Raw genomic sequence first — 18,483 nt, forward strand, 5'->3', positions numbered from 1 at the left:
AACCAGGCCGTCGAACACGGCGCGAGACTCGGCATCGATGTCGACGTCTCCCCCGCAATGCCCAGGTCAAGGACTTCTCCATCCTGCCCAGGCGACGGGTCGTGGAACGAAGCCTCGGATGGATCATGATGCACCGCCGACTCGCCCGCGACTACGAAACCAGACCCGGGCACTCCGAGAGCATGATCCCTGATGTGCGGCGCCCGGCTGTGAACGCGGGAACGGGCTCCGGCTCAACTTCTGTGATGTCGCTCCCGAGCCACGAACGCGGCAAGTCTCGCGTTGGGGTCGCCGGTCAAGTGGTGCTCGGATCGTCCGGCGGGCCAGGTCGAGATTCCGTCGCCCACCCACCGTGGCACTACGTGGAAGTGAAGGTGCGGCACCGACTGTTCCGATCCCGGGCCGCCGGCGCTCAGGATGTTGACTCCGGAGGCGTCCAAGGCGCTCCTCATGGCCGCGGCCACGCGCTGGACCAGTGCCATCGTCGCAGCGAGGACGTCGTGCGGGGTGTCGAAGACGTCCGCGTAGTGCTGTGTGGGGATGACGAGAGTGTGCCCAGGCGCCAATGGATCCAGCGGGGGGAAGGCGCAGGCCCCGTCTTCACGAGCCACCCAGTGCGCCGCGTCGTCACGTATGAGTCCACAGAATGTGCAGTCCACGGGCTGACCCTGCCACAGGCGCCAGGCAGCTCGCCCGGCGACCAACCGCTCCCGGCTCGCAGAAGTTGAGCCAGAACCACTACTCGCGTACACAGCCACGGCGCCCTTTACTCCGGACCAGGGTCCCGGAGAGGGCTGCGGGGCCGCAGTCTTCACACTCCACCGTCCCGGGGAAGCACCCGGCCGCCGGCACCCTCCTCGCCGTCCTGGACCTCGCAGGTCTCCGTCCAGCGGGGTCGCGTCCGTGGTCTCGCAGGTGACCACCGGGCGGTCACCGGTCCATGCCGGGTACCACGGCGCGCCGGTCAGGACGCCGCGCCCGCTGAGCCAGTGCGTCGGCGCGAAGGTCTGTCGTCACTCGGTCGGGAGGCCGGTGTGAGCGGCCAGGCGTTCCAGGAGGCGGGAGAGCGCTGCACGGTCTCGCGGGTCGAGCGGTTCCGTCAGCTCTCCGTCGAGTGCCTCAGCGAGGCCATGTGCCGTGTCGAGCAGGCGGTTGCCGTCGTCGGTGAGGGTCAGGCGCTGCCGACGGCGATCCGCGGGATCGCGTACGCGCTTGATCGCGCCGAGCGTTTCCAGGTGGTCGGCGAGCTGGACGACCAGGCTGGGCGCCACCCGCATGACGCCGGCCAGTTCGAGCTGCGACTCGGCGCCCTTGATCCGGAGAACGCTGAGCAGGGCGACGTGCTTGGGCTTCAGGTCGAGCACGGCCAGCCGTTCGGTGTAGCGGGCTTCCTGCCAGGCTCCGAGCACCCCGAGCCGGAAGGTGACGGTGTTCACCGGCGAACGCGCCTCTCTCTCGACCATGCCGGCAATGATAGCGTACAGAAATGATTCGAAGTTTGAATGGTTCTCGTCGCGAACTGATTCTCCGCCTCGTGAACGTGTTGGTGGCGGCCGGCTCAGCGGCATTCGGCGTGCTGGCCCTGCTCGCTCCAACGGCGTTCCCGGGCGCCACCGGGGGAACAGGCCCCGAGCTCTTCGCCGAGATGTACGGCGTCCGCTCCCTGTTGATCGCGGCGGCGCTGACCTGGCTCGCCGTCACCGGGCGTGACCTGTACCCGATGCTTCTGCTGGCCGGCGCCGTCCAACTCGCCGACCTCGCCATCAATGCCGGCGCCCACTCCCCCGCCACGCTCCCCGGCCCCGCCCTGGCCGCCGCCGTCCACCTCGTCTCCGCCTACCTCCTGCACCCACCCGGCGCCGGCGAGCGCGGCACATCCGGCCGGTGAAAGCTCACGTCGCCACGGTCGCCGACCTGACGAACCTCCCCCTGGCCAGAGCGCCGGCCGAAGGGCTCGCAGAAAACCAGCAGCAGGCGGGCCGGACGGGTGGCCCGCGCCCGCCATGCTGTCGGTGACAACGAACACACCGGCCAGGCGCGAAGGCTGTGGGGTGGCGCCTCAAGCGGCGGCCGTGACGGCATCGCCCTGGTCAACGCCGGCGGGTCAGGGCGCTGGCAGGCGGTCGCCGGACAGCCCCGGCAACGGCTCATCTCCCCGCAGCCCGAAATCTGCTCGGTGGGGACTGTTCGGTTCTGGGCCGGCGTCCGATGCAGGGGTGGCCGGCGGTGTGACCGGACTCCCGGGCCCGAAGACCTGGGGAGGTGGAGCATGGTCCCCCTGGTCATGACGGGGCTGTGGCGGCGCAATCCGGTGCGCCGCCGCTCGGACATGGCTGAAGGACGGATCGGTCTGGTGACGGCCCTGGCCCTCGCGGTCCTGGCACCGCTGACCGGGTGGCTGACCGCCTGGCGCACCGAAGCGGTCCCGGCGCTGCGGGCAAAGGATCGCAGTCAGGCCGGAACGTGCTGAGCCCGGCGGGTCCCGCCTTCACCGGCTGCGTCGACGGGCATGACGGGGCAGGATGGTCACAAGGACGGACGCCATGCGGCGGCGCCATAGACGAGTGCAGACCCTCCATGTCGAGCGGAGTGGTGTTGACATGGCCGAACCAGCACAGCACCTGCCCTGGCGGCGCATCCCCGAGGACGTGGTCGGCACGGCCGTCACGGCGGCACGGGCCGCCGGACGTACGGCTCGCCACCCGAAGTCCACGATGAATCGCGCACGCCACCTGCCCGGCATGATGCCCGCGTTGGCACAGGCGGTGAAGCCGATCCTGACCGGACGCAAGGACGACTGGCGTGGCGAATACGCCTACACCCTCGGTGAGCAGGCGTTCGTCTACGGGTTCCCGTACATCTACAACGCGCAGCTGAGGCACGACTGGGTGACGCAGCCGCGTAATCCGGCGACGGTCCCCTACGCGCCCGTCAACCATTTCTGGCACGCCGAGCGGTTGCTGGACGCGACCTACCGCGACGGCGGGTGTCCGAACAATGACACCCTGTATTCGGCTGCCTGGGTGTATCTCGGCAGTGAGCCGGTCATCCTCTCCCATCCGGACATGAGCGATCGCTACTTCACCTTCGAGCTCGTCGGGATCACCTCCGACAACTTCGACTACGTAGGTCAGCGCACCACCGGATCCGGCGCGGGCAGCTTCGCCCTTCTCGGCCCGGGCTGGAAGGGAAAGCTTCCCGCCGGGGTGCGGCGCGTGAAGGAGGCGCCCAGCCCCTGGGTGCTCGTACTCGGTCGCACCCTCGTCGGCGGCCCGGACGACGTGCCACGCGTCCGGGCACTGCAGGAGCAGTACCGCCTCCTCCCGCTCAGCCTGTACGGCAAGCCGGACGCGGAGGTCCCCGAGAACCGTGACGTGCTGACCCCGACCCCGGCGGCGGAGGACCCTCTGGGACCGTGGAAGACACTGAACGCGATGCTGGCCGAGAATCCCCCGCCGTCCCACCACGACGTTCTTCTCCAGCAGTTCGCCCAGATCGGCGTGGGACCCGGCCTCGACGTCGAAGCACAGCCCGACGTGATCAGGCAGAGCCTGATCCGGGCCGCTGCCGTCGGCACGTCCATGCTCAGGCAGCAGACCCTCAGCGGCGACTGGGCCCACCTCGTCAACGGGTGGCGCTACCCGCCCCCGCAGATGGGACGCTTCGGCGACGACTTCCTCAAACGCGCCGCCGACCAGTCGCTGCTCGGCGTCGCCGCCAACGATCCGGCCGAAGCGGTCTACTTGCTCAACTTCGAAGACGCCGAAGGCAACAAGCTGGTCTCCGGAGGCCGGTATCGACTGCGCTTCGCCATGGACGCGCTGCCGCCGGTCGACGCCTTCTGGTCACTGACCGCTTACGGCGAGGACATGAACCTCATCCCCAACCCGGCCGGCCGCTACTCGGTGGGCGACCGCAGCACGGGTCTGCAGTGGGACGGGGACGGCGGACTGACCATCCACCTGCAGGATGAGCCGCCCGGCCAGGGCATGGAAGCCAACTGGTTGCCCACCGCGAAGGACGGCACGTGGTTCGTGGCTCTTCGCATGTACCGGCCCCGCCCCGAGGCGATCGACGCCACCTGGGAGTGCCCGCCACTGGCCCGCGTCGGCTGACGCTTTCGCGACGGTCCGGGCGCCGGCGGCCTCGGTGACGCGCAGTGAGGGGCGGCATGCTTCCGGCGTACCGCTCCGGACGGAGTGCGCCAGGCGCACAGCGGCAGGACCGAAGTACACAGGCCGCGAACGTCCGACCCTTGTGGGGCGAGACAGGAAGAAGTGGACGTGAGTAATCACGCGAACGTCCACACGCCCCTCACTCGGCCCCCGTCACACCCCACCTGGAGCCACTCCCAGCGTCGAAGTGCGGCCAGAACGACCTCGTCACAAACACCGGGTGGTGCCGGGGGCGTGAGGTGCCAGCGGGCATACCGGCTTGTGCCAGACCCACGTGCCCGCCGGCGGGACCCTGCCCAAGGCCCCGGGGCAGGTCATCGTCCAGGGCGGAGACCTCGGCACGTGGGTGGAGGCGTGCATCATGCCGGTCAGCGGGGTGCCGGGGTGCTGGGGTGAGGTGCGCTTCCCTGACGTGGCGCCGACGATGCCGTGGCTGCCCTTGTGACCGAGCGGGACGAGCGTCGCCTCGTCGGACTCCTCGAGCACGCCGTGACTGTCGGTATTCACTCGGACGGGTGACGTGAAGGGGCAGTGGAGTGGACCTGCGGGTGGCATGAGCAGGGGGACCTTCGCACCCATGCGGGTGTGCCCCGGAAGGAGGACATCGTGTTCCGCCATTCGACACGTACGTTCATAGTGGGTCTGTGCGCGCTGGCCGCGGCCGCGCCTGCGGCACCGGCTCTCGCCGGGGGTGCACCGCCCCCGGCACCGCACACCACCGCCCGGGCTCTGCGCACGCAGACGCTCGCCGACCTGGCTACCGCCATGAAGGGCGAGGCGTACGCCTACGCCGCCTACAGCCTTTTCGCCGCCGAGGCCGACCGCCAGGGCCTGCCGGCCGTCGGCAGGCTCTTCCGGAGCACGGCGCAGACCGAGCTGAACGAGCACCTGCGCGAGGCGGCCACCCTGGCCGGGACCGTCGGAACGAACGCGGCCAACCTGCGCCAGGCCATCAGCGGCGAGACCTACGAGCACCAGATCATGTACCGCCGCTTCGCCGAGCAGGCCCGTGCGGACGGGGACCTTCAGGCCGCGAAACTCTTCAGCGAGATCACCGTGGACGAGGGGCGTCACCGTGACGCCTTCCGCACAGCCCTCACGGCCGTGACCACCGGCCGCGGCGCCATCCCCTCGCCCTGGAAGGCCGACGTGGTGGCAGTGCCCGCCGGGTTGCCGAAGGTGAAGGCCGCCCGCACCAAGGCCAACCTGGACACCGCCCTGCACGGCGAGGCACTGGCTCACGCCAGATACATGCTCTTCGCCGCCCACGCCCGGCAGACCGGCAACACCGCCCTGGCCCGCCTGTGGGAGGGCACCGCCGGGGTGGAACTGCACGAGCACCTCGCCGGCGAGGCCGTCCTGGCCGGCCTGGTCCACACGACGAAGACGAACCTGCGCACAGCCGTCACCGGCGAGCGCAAAGAGGCCACCACCGTGTACCCGACATTCGCCGAGCGCGCCACCGCCGTCGGTGACACCGCCGCCGCGGGCTACTTCCGCAACACCGCAGCCGACGAGACCAAGCACGCCGCCGCCTACAAGCAGGCACTCGACCAGCTGCGCTGACCACCCCCGCCGCCCGAAGACCGGCGACCCGCACCGCGAGGCAGTCCGGTCCGGCCCCACCCCCGTCGGCCGGACCGGACACGGCGCCCGAGGGCGCTACGGCCGATGATCCGAGCGCCTGTCGCGAAGTCGCCGGCGTGGGCCGCACCGGCCAGGGCCTGTGCGCAGGGGTTCCGTCCGAGTCGCCGGGCGTGGAGGAGTGGGGTCACCCGATCGTCCGGGAGCGGACCGTCACCGAAGATGGCGTCCGCAGGCCCGCCGAGCTCTGCCCGTCTGCCCCGCCCGGCCCGTTACATCGACCGACGCCACTCGTGACCGGCACGCGCGTGCACCGTCTGTCCGGCCCTGGAGCAGGGCCGGACGCCCCCTGCCGCCGGAGACGGGAGCACGGTGTGATGGAGGGAAACCGAACCGATCGTCGCCGACTGACCGGCCGGCCCGAGGTACGTCATGAATGACCGCCCTGCCACTGCAGCACGCGAACACCGCCTGACCGCGGCGGTCGACCCGGCACGGCTCGAACCCGTCCTGCTGGCCGTCACCGCGACGGCCTTGACTGCCGGCGGCGTCGCCTGGCTCGTTGGTGCCACCAGCCTCGCCGGCCTCCTCTGGGCACTGGGGACCCTGTCGGCCGTCGTGCCCGCGGCGGGCTGGGTGCTCGTCGCCTTGCGCCACGGACGCGCGGGGGTCGATCTCATCGCCGTGCTCGCGCTCGGCGGCACCCTGGCCGTCCACGAGTACCTGGCCGGCGCGCTGATCGCCCTGATGCTCGCCACCGGCCGCACCCTGGAGTCAGCCGCCCGGCGCCGCGCCTCCCACGACCTGCATACCCTGCTGGAGCACGCACCCCGCTCTGCCCGCCGTCGCACCGAAGCCGGTGTGGCGACGGTACCCCTGGGCGAGGTCGCCCCCGGGGACCTGCTCGTCGTCGGAGCGGGTGAGGTGATCCCGGTCGACGGCCGCGTGGAGAACGCCACCGCCGTCCTCGACGAGTCCGTCCTCACCGGCGAACCACGGCAGGCCGAGCGCGCGCAGGGCGAGAAGGTGCGCAGCGGCGTGGTGAACGCCGGAGGCGCCTTCGAACTGCGCGCCACCGCCACCGAGCAGGAAAGCACCTACGCGGGGATCGTGCGGCTGGCCCAGCAGGCCGGAGCCGAGTCGGCACCCGTGGTACGTCTGACCGACCGCTACGCTGTCTGGTTCCTGCCCTTGTCTCTCGCGGTGGCGGGCCTGGCCTGGCTGGCCAGCGGTTCCCCGGTACGTGCGGTCGCCGTCCTTGTGGTCGCCACTCCCTGCCCACTGCTGCTGGCCGCACCGGTCGCTATCGTCTCCGGTCTGTCCCGGGCCTCCCGCCTCGGCGTGGTCATACGTGATGGCGGCGCACTGGAGAATCTCGGCCGCGCACGCACACTTTTGCTGGACAAGACCGGCACTCTCACCCGGGGACGCCCCCGGGTCCTCGACGTGATCGCCGCCTTCGACGTCAAACCCAGCGAAGTGCTCCGGCTGGCGGCCTCCCTCGACCAGTACTCACCGCATGTCCTGGCCCAGGCCATCGTGGAAACCGCCCGGGAGCGCAAGCTGGAGCTGTCGGTCCCTGCCGATGTCACGGAAGAGCCCGGCCGGGGCGCCACCGGCACCGTGGACGGGCACCGGGCCTTCATCGGCCGCCTCGGCCCGAGGGATGCTCGACCGTCCTGGGCCAGGGCGGTCGAGAACCGCGCTCTCCTCGACGGTGCGGCCATCGCCTGGCTCACGATCGACGGCCGGCCGGCCGGAGCACTGCTCTTGCTCGACCCGCTGCGCCAGGACGCGCCGAGGACGCTGCGGCACCTGCGGGGCGCGGGCATCGAGCGCCTGCTGATGCTCACCGGCGACCGCGCCGCACCCGCCCACGAGGTCGCCGCCGTGCTCGGCCTGGACGACGTACGCGCGGAACTGAGCCCTGCCGACAAGGTCTCCGCCGTACGCGCCGAACGCGAACGGGCGGTCACCGTGATGGTCGGTGACGGCGTCAACGACGCCCCCGCCCTCGCCGCCGCCGACGTCGGCGTCGCCATGGGCGCCCGCGGCTCCACCGCCTCCTCGGAAGCCGCCGACGTCGTGCTGACCACCGACCGCGTCGACCGCCTCGCCGACGCCGTCACCATCGCCCAACGCGCCCGTCGCATCGCCGTCCAGAGCGCCCTCGGCGGCATGCTGATGTCACTGGCCGCCATGGGCGCGGCCGCCTTCGGTCTGCTCCCGCCCGCCGCCGGCGCCCTGCTCCAGGAAGGCATCGACGTCGCCGTCATCCTCAACGCCCTTCGCGCCCTGCGTGTCGGCCAGGGCGCACGGCCGGGCCTGACCCCCGCCGCCGAGACCCTCATCCACCGCTTCGCCGCCGAACACGACGACCTCCAGGACGTCCTCGAATCCGTACGTGCCGCAGCCGACCGCCTCTCCGACACCCCCGGCCCCCAGGCCCTGGCGGCTGTGCAGGAGACACACCGGCTGCTCACCGAACGACTGCTGCCCCATGAGTACGCCGAGGAGCACCAGCTCTACCCCGCCCTCGCACCGGCACTCGGCGGGCCGGAGGCCACCGCCACCATGAGCCGCGCCCACACCGAGATCGAACGGCTCTCCCGCCGCATCACCACTCACCTGGAACTAGCCCACGACGGCGGCCTGGCCCCCGAACAGGTCGACGACCTGCGCTCCTGTCTCTACGGCCTCAACACCGTGCTGCGCCTGCACTTCACCCAGGAAGAGGAGAACTACTTCTCCCTGGCTCCCTGACCGGCCGGAGCCGGCCGGTCAGGGAGCCGGCCCACACGAGGCGCCGGTTCAGACACGCACCAGCGGTGACCTGCCCAGAATGGGCGGCCCGGAGCGGCTTCTGTGGCTTCTGCAGCTTCTGTGACCTCTCGGCGCGGTAGCTCGATCGTGCGGGTCGGTATGCCCACACGCTCCGCCGGGCTCCTCGTCGCCCCCTGTCCGGTCAGGTGTCCCAAGTCCACTCGGTGACCTCCGGGAGGTCGACGCCGTGCTCGCGGATCCAGGTGTGGTGGCGCAGGCGTACGTCCTCCATGCGCTGGCGTACGGCGGCGGCGCGCACGGCGAGACCGGGGACGCGGTCGATGACGTCCATGACGAGGCGGTAGCGGTCCAGGTCGTTGCCGACCACCATGTCGAACGGGGTGGTCGTCGTGCCGACCTCCTTGTAGCCGCGCACGTGCAGGTGATGGTGGCCGGTGCGCCGGTAGGTCAGGCGGTGGATCAGCCACGGGTAGCCGTGGTAGCCGAAGATCACCGGCTTGTCCGCGGTGAACAGGCCGTCGTACTCGAAGTCGCTCATGCCGTGGGGGTGTTCCTCGCTGGGCAGCAGCCGGGCGATGTCCACGACGTTGACCACGCGCACGGCCAGCTCGGGCAGGTGGTGGCGGAGCAACTGGGCGGCGGCCAGCACCTCCTGGGTGGGTACGTCGCCCGCGCAGGCCAGGACGACGTCGGGTTCGCGGGTGCCGTCCTCGGTGCCGGCCCAGTCCCAGACCCCGGCGCCGCGGGCGCAGTGCACCTTGGCCTGGTCCATGGGCAGCCAGTCGAAACAGGGCTGCTTGCCCGCGACGATCACGTTGACGTAGTCGCGGCTGCGCAGGGCGTGGTCGGCCACCGACAGCAGGGTGTTGGCGTCCGGCGGGAAGTAGACCCGGACCGCCTCCGGGCTCTTGTTGAGGATGTGGTCGACGAAGCCCGGGTCCTGGTGGGAGAAGCCGTTGTGGTCCTGACGCCACACGTGTGAGGTGAGCAGGTAGTTGAGGGAGGCGATGGGGGCCCGCCAGGGCAGGCGGCGGGTGGTGCGCAGCCACTTGATGTGCTGGTTGACCATCGAGTCGACGATGTGCACGAACGCCTCGTAGCAGGAGAACAGTCCGTGTCGGCCGGTGAGGAGGTAGCCCTCCAGCCAGCCCTGGCAGGTGTGTTCGGAAAGGATCTCCATGACCCGGCCGTGCCGGTCGAGGTGTTCGTCGACGTCCAGCGTCCTCGCCTGCCATGCTTTGCCGCTGGCCTCGTAGACGGCCTGGAGGCGGTTGGAGGCGGTCTCGTCGGGGCCGACGAGGCGGAAGTCGCGGCGGCCGGCGGTCGCGGCCATGACGTCCTGGAGCAGGTCGCCGAGGACACGGGTCGGTTCGTGCACCGTCGCGCCGGGCCTGTCGACCTCGACGGCGTGCTTCTCCAGCGGTGGCAGGGGCAGCTCGCGCAGCAGCAGTCCGCCGTTCGCGTGCGGGGTGGCTCCGAGTCGCCGGGAGTCTGCCGGGATGCACGCGAGTACGTCCGCGCGGGGCCTGCCGTGTTCGTCGAACAGCTCCTCGGGGCGGTACGAGCGCAGCCACTCCTCCAGCAGCCGCAGGTGCTCGGGGTTGTCGCGGACGGCGGCCAGCGGGACCTGGTGGGAGCGCCAGGTGCCCTCCACGGGCAGGCCGTCGACCTCGGCGGGTCCGGTCCAGCCCTTGGGGGTGCGCAGGACGAGCACCGGCCAGCGGGGCCGCTCGGTGGCGCCCTCCTCACGGGCGGCGTGCTGGATGGCGGTGATCCGGTCGGCGGCGGTGTCCAGTGCGGCGGCCAGGGCCTGGTGGACGGCGAGCGGTTCGTCGCCGGTGACGTGGATCGGGTCGTGACCGTAGCCCCTCAGCAGGTCGTCGAGCTCGGCCTCGGGCAGCCGGGCGAGCACCGTCGGGTTGGCGATCTTGTAGCCGTTGAGGTGGAGGATCGGCAGCACCGCTCCGTCGTCGACCGGGTCGAGGAACTTGTTCGAGTGCCAGGACGCGGCCAGCGGCCCGGTCTCCGCCTCGCCGTCGCCGATCACGCAGGCGACCAGCAGACCGGGGTTGTCGAGGGCGGCGCCGTAGGCGTGCGAAAGGGAGTAGCCGAGCTCGCCGCCCTCGTGGATCGAACCCGGTGTCTCGGGTGCGACGTGGCTGGGCACTCCGCCGGGAAAGGAGAACTGCCGGAACAGCCGCGCCATGCCGGCCGCGTCCCGGGTGACATCCGGATACGTCTGCGTGTACGTGCCTTCCAGCCAGGAGTTGGCCAGCACGGCAGGCCCGCCGTGTCCGGGCCCCCAGATGCACAGCGCGTCCAGGTCACGCGCGCGGATGAGACGGTTGAGGTGGGTGTGGACGAGGTTGAGGCCGGGCGAGGTGCCCCAGTGGCCGAGCAGGCGCGGCTTGACGTGCTCGGGGCGCAGCGGCTCGGTCAGCAGTGGGTTGGCCAGGAGGTAGATCTGGCCGACGGAGAGGTAGTTCGCGGCACGCCAGTGGGCGTCCAGTGACCTCAGCTCGCCCTCCGCCAGAGGGGCGCGCGCCTGCCGCGTGTCGACGGACATGGAGGTTCCTTTCCCTGTCGGTGCAGAGGCCGGGCGGGTCGTCGGTACCGGTCCCCCATGTGTCCCATCCTCCGCCGGTCGGTCGGGTGCCCGCACGGGCCGACCGTGTTCACAGGGCCGATCGGCCGAAGGCAGCGCCGACTCGCCCCGGCGCCACGGTGGTGCCGGTGACACGGTCACTTCGATCCGGTGCCGGTGGCACGTGGCACGCAGGCATCGCTTCTGCGCGGAGGGCGAGACGGACGTCTGGGGTGACGGCGCCGTGGCCGGGTCATGCCGGCGTGCCGTTCCCTTCACCACGGCCCGCAACCGGCCCCCGACGGGGACCGGCCTCCGGCACCAGCGCGACGACGGCGCCACCCCTGCCCGGGCGCCCTGTGGTTCGTCGCGTCCCGTCTTCCGGCAGGAGCGGTGGCGGCCCCTGGGATCGTGGAGTTTCATCGAGTCGGTGTGCCGGCACGGCCCGGGGATGATCGTCCGCGTCAGCCGCCCCGGGCACCGTGACGTTCCCCCTCCATCGAAGCGGGTCCGTGCCCGTCGTCGGCGACCGCGACGGGCACCACGGCGACCGGGCAGGGCGAGTGGTGCAGGACGGTGTGGGCGACCCCGCCGAGTTGGAGCCCGGGGTGCCCCGCACGACGGCAGGCTCCGACCACCAGCAGATCGGCATCGCACGCGGCGTCCAGAAGCACGCGCCGGGCCGGTCCCTCCACGAGGCGGCGCTGCACCTTCACGTCTGGACGGATGTCCCGCAGCGCCGCCTCCAGAGCTTCGGCGGCCTGGTGCTCGTACACATGCCGTTGCCCGTCCCCATGCGCGGACACCCTGGTGATCAGCGCGTGGTCGATCTTCTCGTGCGCGGGGCGCCGCCAGGCCCGGACCGCCTCCAGCACGGCCCCGCGCCTCCCGGCCTCGTCCGCGGCGAAGGTCACCGCCGCCGAAGCGGCCGCGCCCCCGACGCCGACGACGACGCGGCCGTGCGCCGGTACGCGGAGGACCTGTTCGTCGTGATTGCCACGGACCACGATCACAGGGCAGCCGACGTGCCCCGCCACCCACAAGCCGACCGATCCGAGCAGGATGGCGGGGGCACTCCCCCGGCCCCGGCTGCCCACGACCAGGGCCGAGGCGTTCTTGCTCTCGCCCAGAAGTGCATACTCCGGTGATTCGGGGAGGATGGCCGTGCTGATCGACAGGTCGGCCTGACGGTGGCGGGCGCGGCGCACGGCACCCCGGACGATCAGTTCGACGAGTTCCTCGGCGTCCGGGCTGCTCGGCTCTCCCGCGAGCTCAGCACCCTCGTAGCGCTCCCACAGGGGGGCGTACACCAGGCGCAGTGGCAGCCGGCGCAGGACGGCTTCGTCGGCCGCCCAGTCGACGGCCCGCAGACTGGGTGCGGAGCCGTCCACACCGACGACCAGTGGCAGGACCGCCGTCCTTGCCTCCCCGCCGTCCGGGCCGCCCTCCGCCGGCGATGCGTTCATGACGTGGGCACCTCGGATCGGACCGGGAGTCGGCGTTCAGCCAGGTGCGACGACCGCGACGGGGACAGGTGCGCGGTGCGACTCGACCTGGGCCGCATACCGCCCTGTGCCGGTACCGAACAGCCTGCGCCGGCGGTGCGCGACGACCGGTCGAGCCGTCCACAGCGGGCGGACGGCAGAAGCCGGGTCGCGCAGGCGCAGCGCACGTCCTCGGCCGCCTCGACGTCCGGGGCGTACTTCTGCCGCCAGGACGGGATGTCCCGGTCACCTAGGCGGACTCCCCCGCCGACGACGACTCGAGCAGTCCGGCGTCTTCGAACTGGGGGCGTGCGAAGCAGGGGGGCGGGTACCGGCCGCATCGCGTGCCGCGATGCGGTACGGCGCACGGGCGCGAAGGCGAACCGGGCCATGCCCTCGTGCGCAGCCCGCAGCCGCATTGCCTGCGTGCTCGCCACCTGGGGCGAACCGTCAAGGCCCGTCCTGCCGGCACGCGACATGGTCTCCACCTCCTGTTGCGGGTACGGACGGGCACCGTCGGCCCGCGTCCGACCCGCCCTCTCACCGTGCTACGGCCGGTTCCTGCCCAGCAGGGGCCGAACGGCCCCGAGGCAGTCCGAGCGTCCTGTCTCCGCCTGGCAGGAGTGTTGCCCGCGTCGTGGACCGCCGAGGACAGGGTTCGCATGCATTCCGGCCTTCGTCACTCGCCCGTGTCACCGCATAGACGTTCGCGCCCCCCCTTCGGTGCGCCCGAGCCATGACCGGGCTCCGTGTGACGGGCATCGGGGAATCGTGCTCACGGGCCGCCTCCCGGCTGCCCGCGCGGCCCACCAGGGTCCTTCCGCTCGATCTCGGCGGGAGAGGGCAGCGGCCTTCGGCGCGTGCTCCGACGGGGCACACCGTGCGCTCCGTCCTGGTCGGGTTCAAGCTGGAGAGAGATCGCCGGACGGGCAACGGCCCCGTCAAGGCCAGGCCGGTGACGCCTGGGGCCGGAAACCGTGACACGCCGCTGTGGTGCGACACGCGTGGTCACGACGTGCTGACGCAAAAGGGAGAACGATCATGCGGGTGGGAGTGCTGACCGGGGGTGGCGACTGCCCCGGTCTCAATGCGGTGATCCGCAGTGTCGTCCGCAAAGGCACGCAGGAGCACGCCTGGACGTTCGTGGGGATCGCGGACGGATGGGCCGGCGCGGTCAGGGACGTGACGGTGCCCTTGGACGTACCGGCCGTGCGCGGGATCCTCCCGCTCGGCGGCACGATCCTCGGTTCCTCCCGCACCAACCCCTTGCGGCTTGAGGACGGCATCGACCGCGTCAAGGGCACCCTCAGTGCGCACAGGATCGATGCCCTGGTCGTCATCGGCGGCGAGGACACCCTCAGCGTCGCGACCGTCCTGTCCGACGCGGGAGTCGACCTGGTCGGCGTGCCCAAGACCATCGACAACGACGTGGGCGGCACCGACTACACCTTCGGCTTCAACACCGCCGTCGGCATCGCGACCGAAGCCATCGACCGTCTGCACACCACCGCGGAGTCCCACAAGCGCACACTGGTCGTCGAGGTGATGGGACGCCACTCCGGCTGGATCGCTCTGCATGCCGGTGTCGCCGGGGGAGCGAGTGCCATCCTCATCCCGGAAGTGGAGTTCGATCTCGATCAGGTGTGTGCCTGGGTGGAGAAGCGTTTCGAGATCAACTACGCGCCGATCGTCGTCGTCGCGGAGGGGGCCGTGCCCAAGGCCGGACAGATGGTCGTCAGGGACGAGTCACGCGATGAATTCGGGCACGTGCGCCTCTCCGGGATCGGTGACTGGCTGGCCCGGCAGATCGAGCACCGCACCGAGAAGGAGGCCCGCACGACGGTCCTCGGTCACGTCCAGCGTGGAGGCACGCCGAGCGCGTACGACCGGTGGCTCGCGACACGTTTCGGGCTGAACGCCGTGGACGCGGTCAGGGACGGTGATTTCGGCACGATGACAGCCCTGCGGGGCACGGACATCACACGTATCCCGCTCGCCGACGCGACGAAGGCGACCAAGCGGGTCCCGCAGGATCTGTACACGGAGTTCGACGTGTTCTTCGGCACCTGAGAGCGTTCCGCGGGTGTCACGTGTGCGGGACGATGACCACGGGGCAGCGGGAATGGTGCAGGACGGCGTGAGCTACGGGGCCCAGCTGCCGCTCGGCCGCGCGCGGGCTGGAGTGCCGGCCCAGGACCAGAAGGTCAGCCCGGTGCGAGGACTGCGTCAGGGCGTAGGCCGGGTGGAGGAGTACGACATCGGGAAACACCGGAACTGCCGGGTACCTGTCCTGCCGGCTCCGGAGCACGTCGGACAGCTGTTGCACCTCCTGGTCCTCCCATGCCGCCCGGTCCTCTTCGGGCACTGCGGCCGCCGTCCACGAGGCATGGCCGGGCAGCGCCCAGGCGTGCACGGCCCGCAAGCGGGCGCCACGCAGCCGGGCGGCGCCGAACGCGAACTCCAGGGGCGGCTCGGCCGGCTGTCGCGCGCTTACGCCCACGGCCACCTCGGCCTCGTGCGCTGCCGCGGCCCGGGCCGGAGGCACGACCGCCACCGCGCAGGACGCGGTGCCCGCCGTCGCCAGAGCCGTCGAGCCCACGACCAGGCCGTCGAAGCCGCCGTCCCCGCGAGCCCCGACGACAAGCAGCTCGGACGTCTCGGAGGCCGCGAGCAACGCGTTCGCGGCTGTATCGGCGACCTGGGCGCCGTGCACCACCACACGGGGGTAGCGACTGGCCAGGCATGTCTTCGCACGTCGCAGCAGTTCCTCACCTGTCGGCTGCCATGAGAAGGCGACGGGTTCACGGACGGGATCGCCGGCGAGGGGAAGCGCGGCGTGCACAAGACGGAGTTCGAGGCCGAGCGAAGCTGCCTCCCTTGCGGCCCACTCGGCTGCGACGAGACTGTCTCCGGAGCTGTCGATCCCGGCTACGACGGAGCGCTTCATCCTGTGCTCCTTCCCGGCACCGCCTCGTCCGGCCGGACGAGGCGCTTCCTTTACTCGGCCGAGGTCTCCCTCTGCTGACGGGCGTCCTCCCTGCCATTGTGAGGGGACGGCTACGGCGGCACCCCCCGGAGGCCGGCCGTGGCGCCACAGCGGGCAAGGCTCGCACCCGTCCCGCTGGCTCCGGCGACCGCGGCCCCGGCCGCCGGGGCCCCTCGCCGCTCGGTTGGCCCGCCGCAGCGGACTGGGCTCGGCGCTTGCCACCTTCGCCGCGGTCGGGCGGTCGGCTGGCTGCCGCGCTCTGCGCCGGCGTCGGGGGTGCGCGGGTTCCACCGCCGCCTCGCAGGCGGCGGACGTCGTCCTCACCACCGGCCGTGTGGACCGGCCGGCCGACGCGTCGGCGATCTCCCTGCAGGTGCTGCGCACGGCCGTACGCAGCACCCTCGGGCATGCCGATGTCCGTGGCCGCCGTGGACGCGGCTGTCACCCCACGGCCGCGGCGGTGACCGATGCGGCGGAGGTCCTCACTCGGGCCGTACCAGGCTGCACGTCTCGCCCGGCCGGACGCGGACGGACCTGTCCCGCAGCCGGACTTCGATGGGTGAACGGTCGGAAGGCGGTACGGCGATCTCCAGCCGGCCGTGCTCCAGGCGGAGCCGCACGCCCCAGTGCCCCCGGTAGCGCAGACGGAATCCGTAGGACGACAGCTCCGGCAGCGGCACGGGGTCGAGCCGGACGGCGCCGTCCCGGGTCTCCAGGCCGGGCAGCCCCCGCTGGACGAGGTCGAGCGTGCCGGCCATGGCTCCCAGGTGGACGCCCTCACCGGTGGTGCCGCCCTGGACGTCGGCGATGTCGCCGCGCAGCGCCTCCTGGACGAAGGTCCATGCCTCGGCGCGGCGGGCGCGGGCCAGGATCCAGCCGTGCACCAGCCCGCTGAGGGTGGACCCGTGACTGGTGCGGGCCAGGTAGTAGTCGACGCAGCGCTGCCACGTCCCCTCGTCGAGACGGTGCCCCAGGCGGCCGAAGAGCTCCTGGAGTTCGGCCGGTGAGAACAGGTAACCGAGCATCAGCAGGTCCGCCTGTTTGGACGCCTTGTAGCGGTTGACGGTGTCGCCCTCGGCCTCCAGGATCCGGTCCAGGCGGCGGATGTCGCCGTAGCGTGCGCGGTAGCCGGCCCAGTCGAGTTCGGCCAGGTCACCGTAGCCCTCGAACTGGCTGAAGACTCCGTCGTGGCAGGGCACGTACAGCGTGCGGGACACCTCTCCCCACCGCGCCGACTCGTCCTCGTCCACTCCGAGTCGCTCCAGCAGTTCCCGGCGGCGCGGCTCGGGCAGGGAGGTCAGGGTGCGCAGGGCCTGGGTGAGCACCCAGGCGGCGGTGACGTTGGTGTAGGTGTTGTCGTCCAGGCCGGGCCGCCCGGCGTCCGGGTAGGCGTCGTGGTACTCGTCCGGTCCCACCACCCCCCGGATGCGGTGCCGGCCGAGGTGTGCGTCCCAGTGTGCCGAGTCCGCCCAGAAGCGGGCGATCTGCACCAGCATCTCGGCGCCCTGGGTGTGCAGGAAACCGGTGTCCCCCGTCGCCTCGCAGTACTGCACCACGTTGTAGGCGATGGCCGACCCGACGTGCCGTTGCAGGTGGGAGTGGTCGGGCAGCCAGCGTCCCGACCGGGGGTTGAGGTGCAGCCGCTGGGTCTCCTCGCGGCCGTCGCTGCCGCTCTGCCAGGGGTACATCGCTCCGCGCCGGCCGACCGCCCGCGCCGCCGTGCAGGCCGGTCCCAGACGCCGGTACCGGTACTGCAGCAGGGCGCGCGACACCTCGGGCAGGTGCAGGTTCAGGAACGGCAGGACGAACAACTCGTCCCAGAAGACGTGCCCGCGGTACGCCTCCCCGTGCAGACCCCGGGCCGGTACGCCCACGTCCCGGTCGGCGGTGTGCGGGGAGAGGGTCTGCAGCACGTGGAAGAGGTGGAGGCGCAGGATGCGGCCCGGCTCCCCGGGGACGTCGATGCCGGCCCGGTGCCAGAGCCGGGCCCACGCGGCCCGGTGGGCCGCCAGCAGTTCGTCGAAGCACGGCGCGGCGAGTACCCGGTCGATCGCGGCGCGCAGCGGATCACTGATGGCCGGGTCGTGGGAGGTGTGCAGGGCCGCGGTCTTGTCGACGGTGACGGGGCGGCCGGGCGTCAGGCGCAGGGTCAGGTGCTGGACCGCGCGGGGGTGCTCGTGCCGGGTGGAGACGGTGGCGCCGTGGGTGGAGACGGCGGAGCCCTCCTCGCCGGTCAGACGGGCGGCCAGCCCGATGCGGATGTCGGACGTGCGGGTCCGGCAGCGCAGCCAGACCGTGCCGGGCACGGCGGTGCCGGTGTGCACGTGGGTGAGGTGGCGGCCGTCGAGGTCCCGGTAACGCGGGACGCCGGCGTTGGTGACTCCCCCGTCGATCGCCGCCTCCACCCGCAGCTCCACCGGGCCGCCCTCGGCCGTGAACTCGGTGCGCAGGGCCGCCAGGTACGGATCGCCCATGTGCACGATCCGCTGCTGGCGAACAGTCAGCGCCCGGGCCCCTCCGAGACCGTAGCGGGTCCGGCGCTCCAGCACGCCCGCGCCCAGGTGGAGGACCTGCCGGTGCTCCAGCACGGGCGCCGTGTCCGGGGTGAGCCAGGAGGCGCCGGCCGGGCGGAAGCGCAATGGCAGCCAGTTCGGGAGGTTGACCAGATCCTCGTTCTCCACCTGCCGGCCGGCGATGTGGGAGACGAGCCGGTTGTAGCAGCCGGCCCCATAGGTGCCGGGATAGTGGACCTCGTCCGCGTCACACTCCGGAAGGGCTCCGCGGGTGGCGAAACATCCGTTGCCGAGGGTGCACAGTGCCTCCCGCAGCCGCTCCTGCGCGGGGTCGTAACCGTCGTACTCCCAGGTCCCGGCCGTCACCGTCGCC

13 protein-coding genes and 1 pseudogene are annotated in these 18,483 nt (G+C 71.8%); 7 read left to right on the forward strand and 7 right to left on the reverse strand.

The window, feature by feature from the left end; genetic code table 11:
* Positions 1-80 precede the first annotated feature (80 nt).
* Positions 81-188, forward strand: a pseudogene (locus AC6I72_RS05755) (IS5 family transposase); the annotation flags it as partial.
* Between the two features lie 45 nt (positions 189-233).
* Here the strand turns inward: AC6I72_RS05755 and AC6I72_RS05760 are convergent.
* On the reverse strand, positions 234-923 hold the full coding sequence (locus AC6I72_RS05760) for an HIT family protein (RefSeq protein ID WP_497999779.1): 690 nt from the start codon (positions 921-923) through the stop codon (positions 234-236).
* 90 nt (positions 924-1,013) lie between these two features.
* Positions 1,014-1,463: a MarR family winged helix-turn-helix transcriptional regulator gene (locus tag AC6I72_RS05765; protein WP_497999780.1), complete on the reverse strand. Its 450-nt coding sequence runs from the start codon at positions 1,461-1,463 to the stop codon at positions 1,014-1,016.
* A 71-nt stretch (positions 1,464-1,534) separates the two neighbouring features.
* On the opposite strand from AC6I72_RS05765, the gene AC6I72_RS05770 reads away from it, so the two are divergent.
* The 3 genes from AC6I72_RS05770 to AC6I72_RS05780 all read left to right on the forward strand — a co-directional run bounded on the left by AC6I72_RS05770 (position 1,535) and on the right by AC6I72_RS05780 (position 4,115).
* Positions 1,535-1,888: a hypothetical protein gene (locus AC6I72_RS05770; RefSeq protein WP_497999781.1), complete on the forward strand. Its 354-nt coding sequence runs from the start codon at positions 1,535-1,537 to the stop codon at positions 1,886-1,888.
* A gap of 381 nt (positions 1,889-2,269) precedes the next feature.
* The gene (locus AC6I72_RS05775; protein WP_497999782.1) at positions 2,270-2,470 is read left to right on the forward strand and encodes a hypothetical protein; all 201 of its coding nucleotides are present in this window, start codon (positions 2,270-2,272) and stop codon (positions 2,468-2,470) included.
* A 130-nt stretch (positions 2,471-2,600) separates the two neighbouring features.
* Positions 2,601-4,115, forward strand: coding sequence for a DUF1254 domain-containing protein (locus AC6I72_RS05780; protein WP_497999783.1), 1,515 nt, complete (start codon positions 2,601-2,603; stop codon positions 4,113-4,115).
* Positions 4,116-4,382: 267 nt separating this feature from the next.
* On the opposite strand, the gene AC6I72_RS05785 is transcribed toward AC6I72_RS05780, so the two are convergent.
* Positions 4,383-4,661, reverse strand: coding sequence for a hypothetical protein (locus tag AC6I72_RS05785; protein WP_497999784.1), 279 nt, complete (start codon positions 4,659-4,661; stop codon positions 4,383-4,385).
* A 120-nt stretch (positions 4,662-4,781) separates the two neighbouring features.
* Between AC6I72_RS05785 and AC6I72_RS05790 the strand changes: the two genes are divergently transcribed.
* The gene (locus AC6I72_RS05790; RefSeq protein WP_497999785.1) at positions 4,782-5,741 is read left to right on the forward strand and encodes a ferritin family protein; all 960 of its coding nucleotides are present in this window, start codon (positions 4,782-4,784) and stop codon (positions 5,739-5,741) included.
* A gap of 450 nt (positions 5,742-6,191) precedes the next feature.
* Positions 6,192-8,522, forward strand: coding sequence for a heavy metal translocating P-type ATPase (locus AC6I72_RS05795; protein WP_497999786.1), 2,331 nt, complete (start codon positions 6,192-6,194; stop codon positions 8,520-8,522).
* A 202-nt stretch (positions 8,523-8,724) separates the two neighbouring features.
* On the opposite strand, the gene AC6I72_RS05800 is transcribed toward AC6I72_RS05795, so the two are convergent.
* Positions 8,725-11,109 (reverse strand): phosphoketolase family protein, encoded by a 2,385-nt coding sequence (locus tag AC6I72_RS05800; RefSeq protein WP_497999787.1) that lies wholly within the window; start codon positions 11,107-11,109, stop codon positions 8,725-8,727.
* Positions 11,110-11,591: 482 nt separating this feature from the next.
* A complete protein-coding gene (locus AC6I72_RS05805; RefSeq protein ID WP_497999788.1) occupies positions 11,592-12,593 on the reverse strand; it encodes a universal stress protein in 1,002 nt (333 codons plus the stop codon).
* 1,059 nt (positions 12,594-13,652) lie between these two features.
* Between AC6I72_RS05805 and AC6I72_RS05810 the strand changes: the two genes are divergently transcribed.
* Positions 13,653-14,681 carry a 6-phosphofructokinase gene (locus AC6I72_RS05810; protein ID WP_497999789.1) on the forward strand — a complete coding sequence of 343 codons (1,029 nt, stop codon included), beginning with the start codon at positions 13,653-13,655 and terminating at the stop codon, positions 14,679-14,681.
* A gap of 16 nt (positions 14,682-14,697) precedes the next feature.
* Here the strand turns inward: AC6I72_RS05810 and AC6I72_RS05815 are convergent, their stop codons facing one another.
* Positions 14,698-15,558, reverse strand: a complete 861-nt coding sequence (locus tag AC6I72_RS05815; RefSeq protein WP_497999790.1) for a universal stress protein — start codon at positions 15,556-15,558, stop codon at positions 14,698-14,700.
* A 521-nt stretch (positions 15,559-16,079) separates the two neighbouring features.
* Entirely contained in the window at positions 16,080-18,476 is a 2,397-nt protein-coding gene (locus AC6I72_RS05820) for a glycoside hydrolase family 65 protein (protein ID WP_498004604.1), read from the reverse strand.
* Positions 18,477-18,483 lie beyond the last annotated feature (7 nt).

The sequence above is a fragment of the Streptomyces sp. Xyl84 genome, assembly GCF_059731885.1.

Coding starts and splice junctions, on each gene's coding strand:
- AC6I72_RS05765 (WP_497999780.1), bottom strand. CDS start 1,463: ATGGTCGAGAGAGAGGCGCGTTCGCCGGTGAACACCGTCACCTTCCGG.
- AC6I72_RS05775 (WP_497999782.1), top strand. CDS start 2,270: ATGGTCCCCCTGGTCATGACGGGGCTGTGGCGGCGCAATCCGGTGCGC.
- AC6I72_RS05780 (WP_497999783.1), top strand. CDS start 2,601: ATGGCCGAACCAGCACAGCACCTGCCCTGGCGGCGCATCCCCGAGGAC.
- AC6I72_RS05795 (WP_497999786.1), top strand. CDS start 6,192: ATGAATGACCGCCCTGCCACTGCAGCACGCGAACACCGCCTGACCGCG.
- AC6I72_RS05800 (WP_497999787.1), bottom strand. CDS start 11,109: ATGTCCGTCGACACGCGGCAGGCGCGCGCCCCTCTGGCGGAGGGCGAG.
- AC6I72_RS05805 (WP_497999788.1), bottom strand. CDS start 12,593: ATGAACGCATCGCCGGCGGAGGGCGGCCCGGACGGCGGGGAGGCAAGG.
- AC6I72_RS05810 (WP_497999789.1), top strand. CDS start 13,653: ATGCGGGTGGGAGTGCTGACCGGGGGTGGCGACTGCCCCGGTCTCAAT.
- AC6I72_RS05815 (WP_497999790.1), bottom strand. CDS start 15,558: ATGAAGCGCTCCGTCGTAGCCGGGATCGACAGCTCCGGAGACAGTCTC.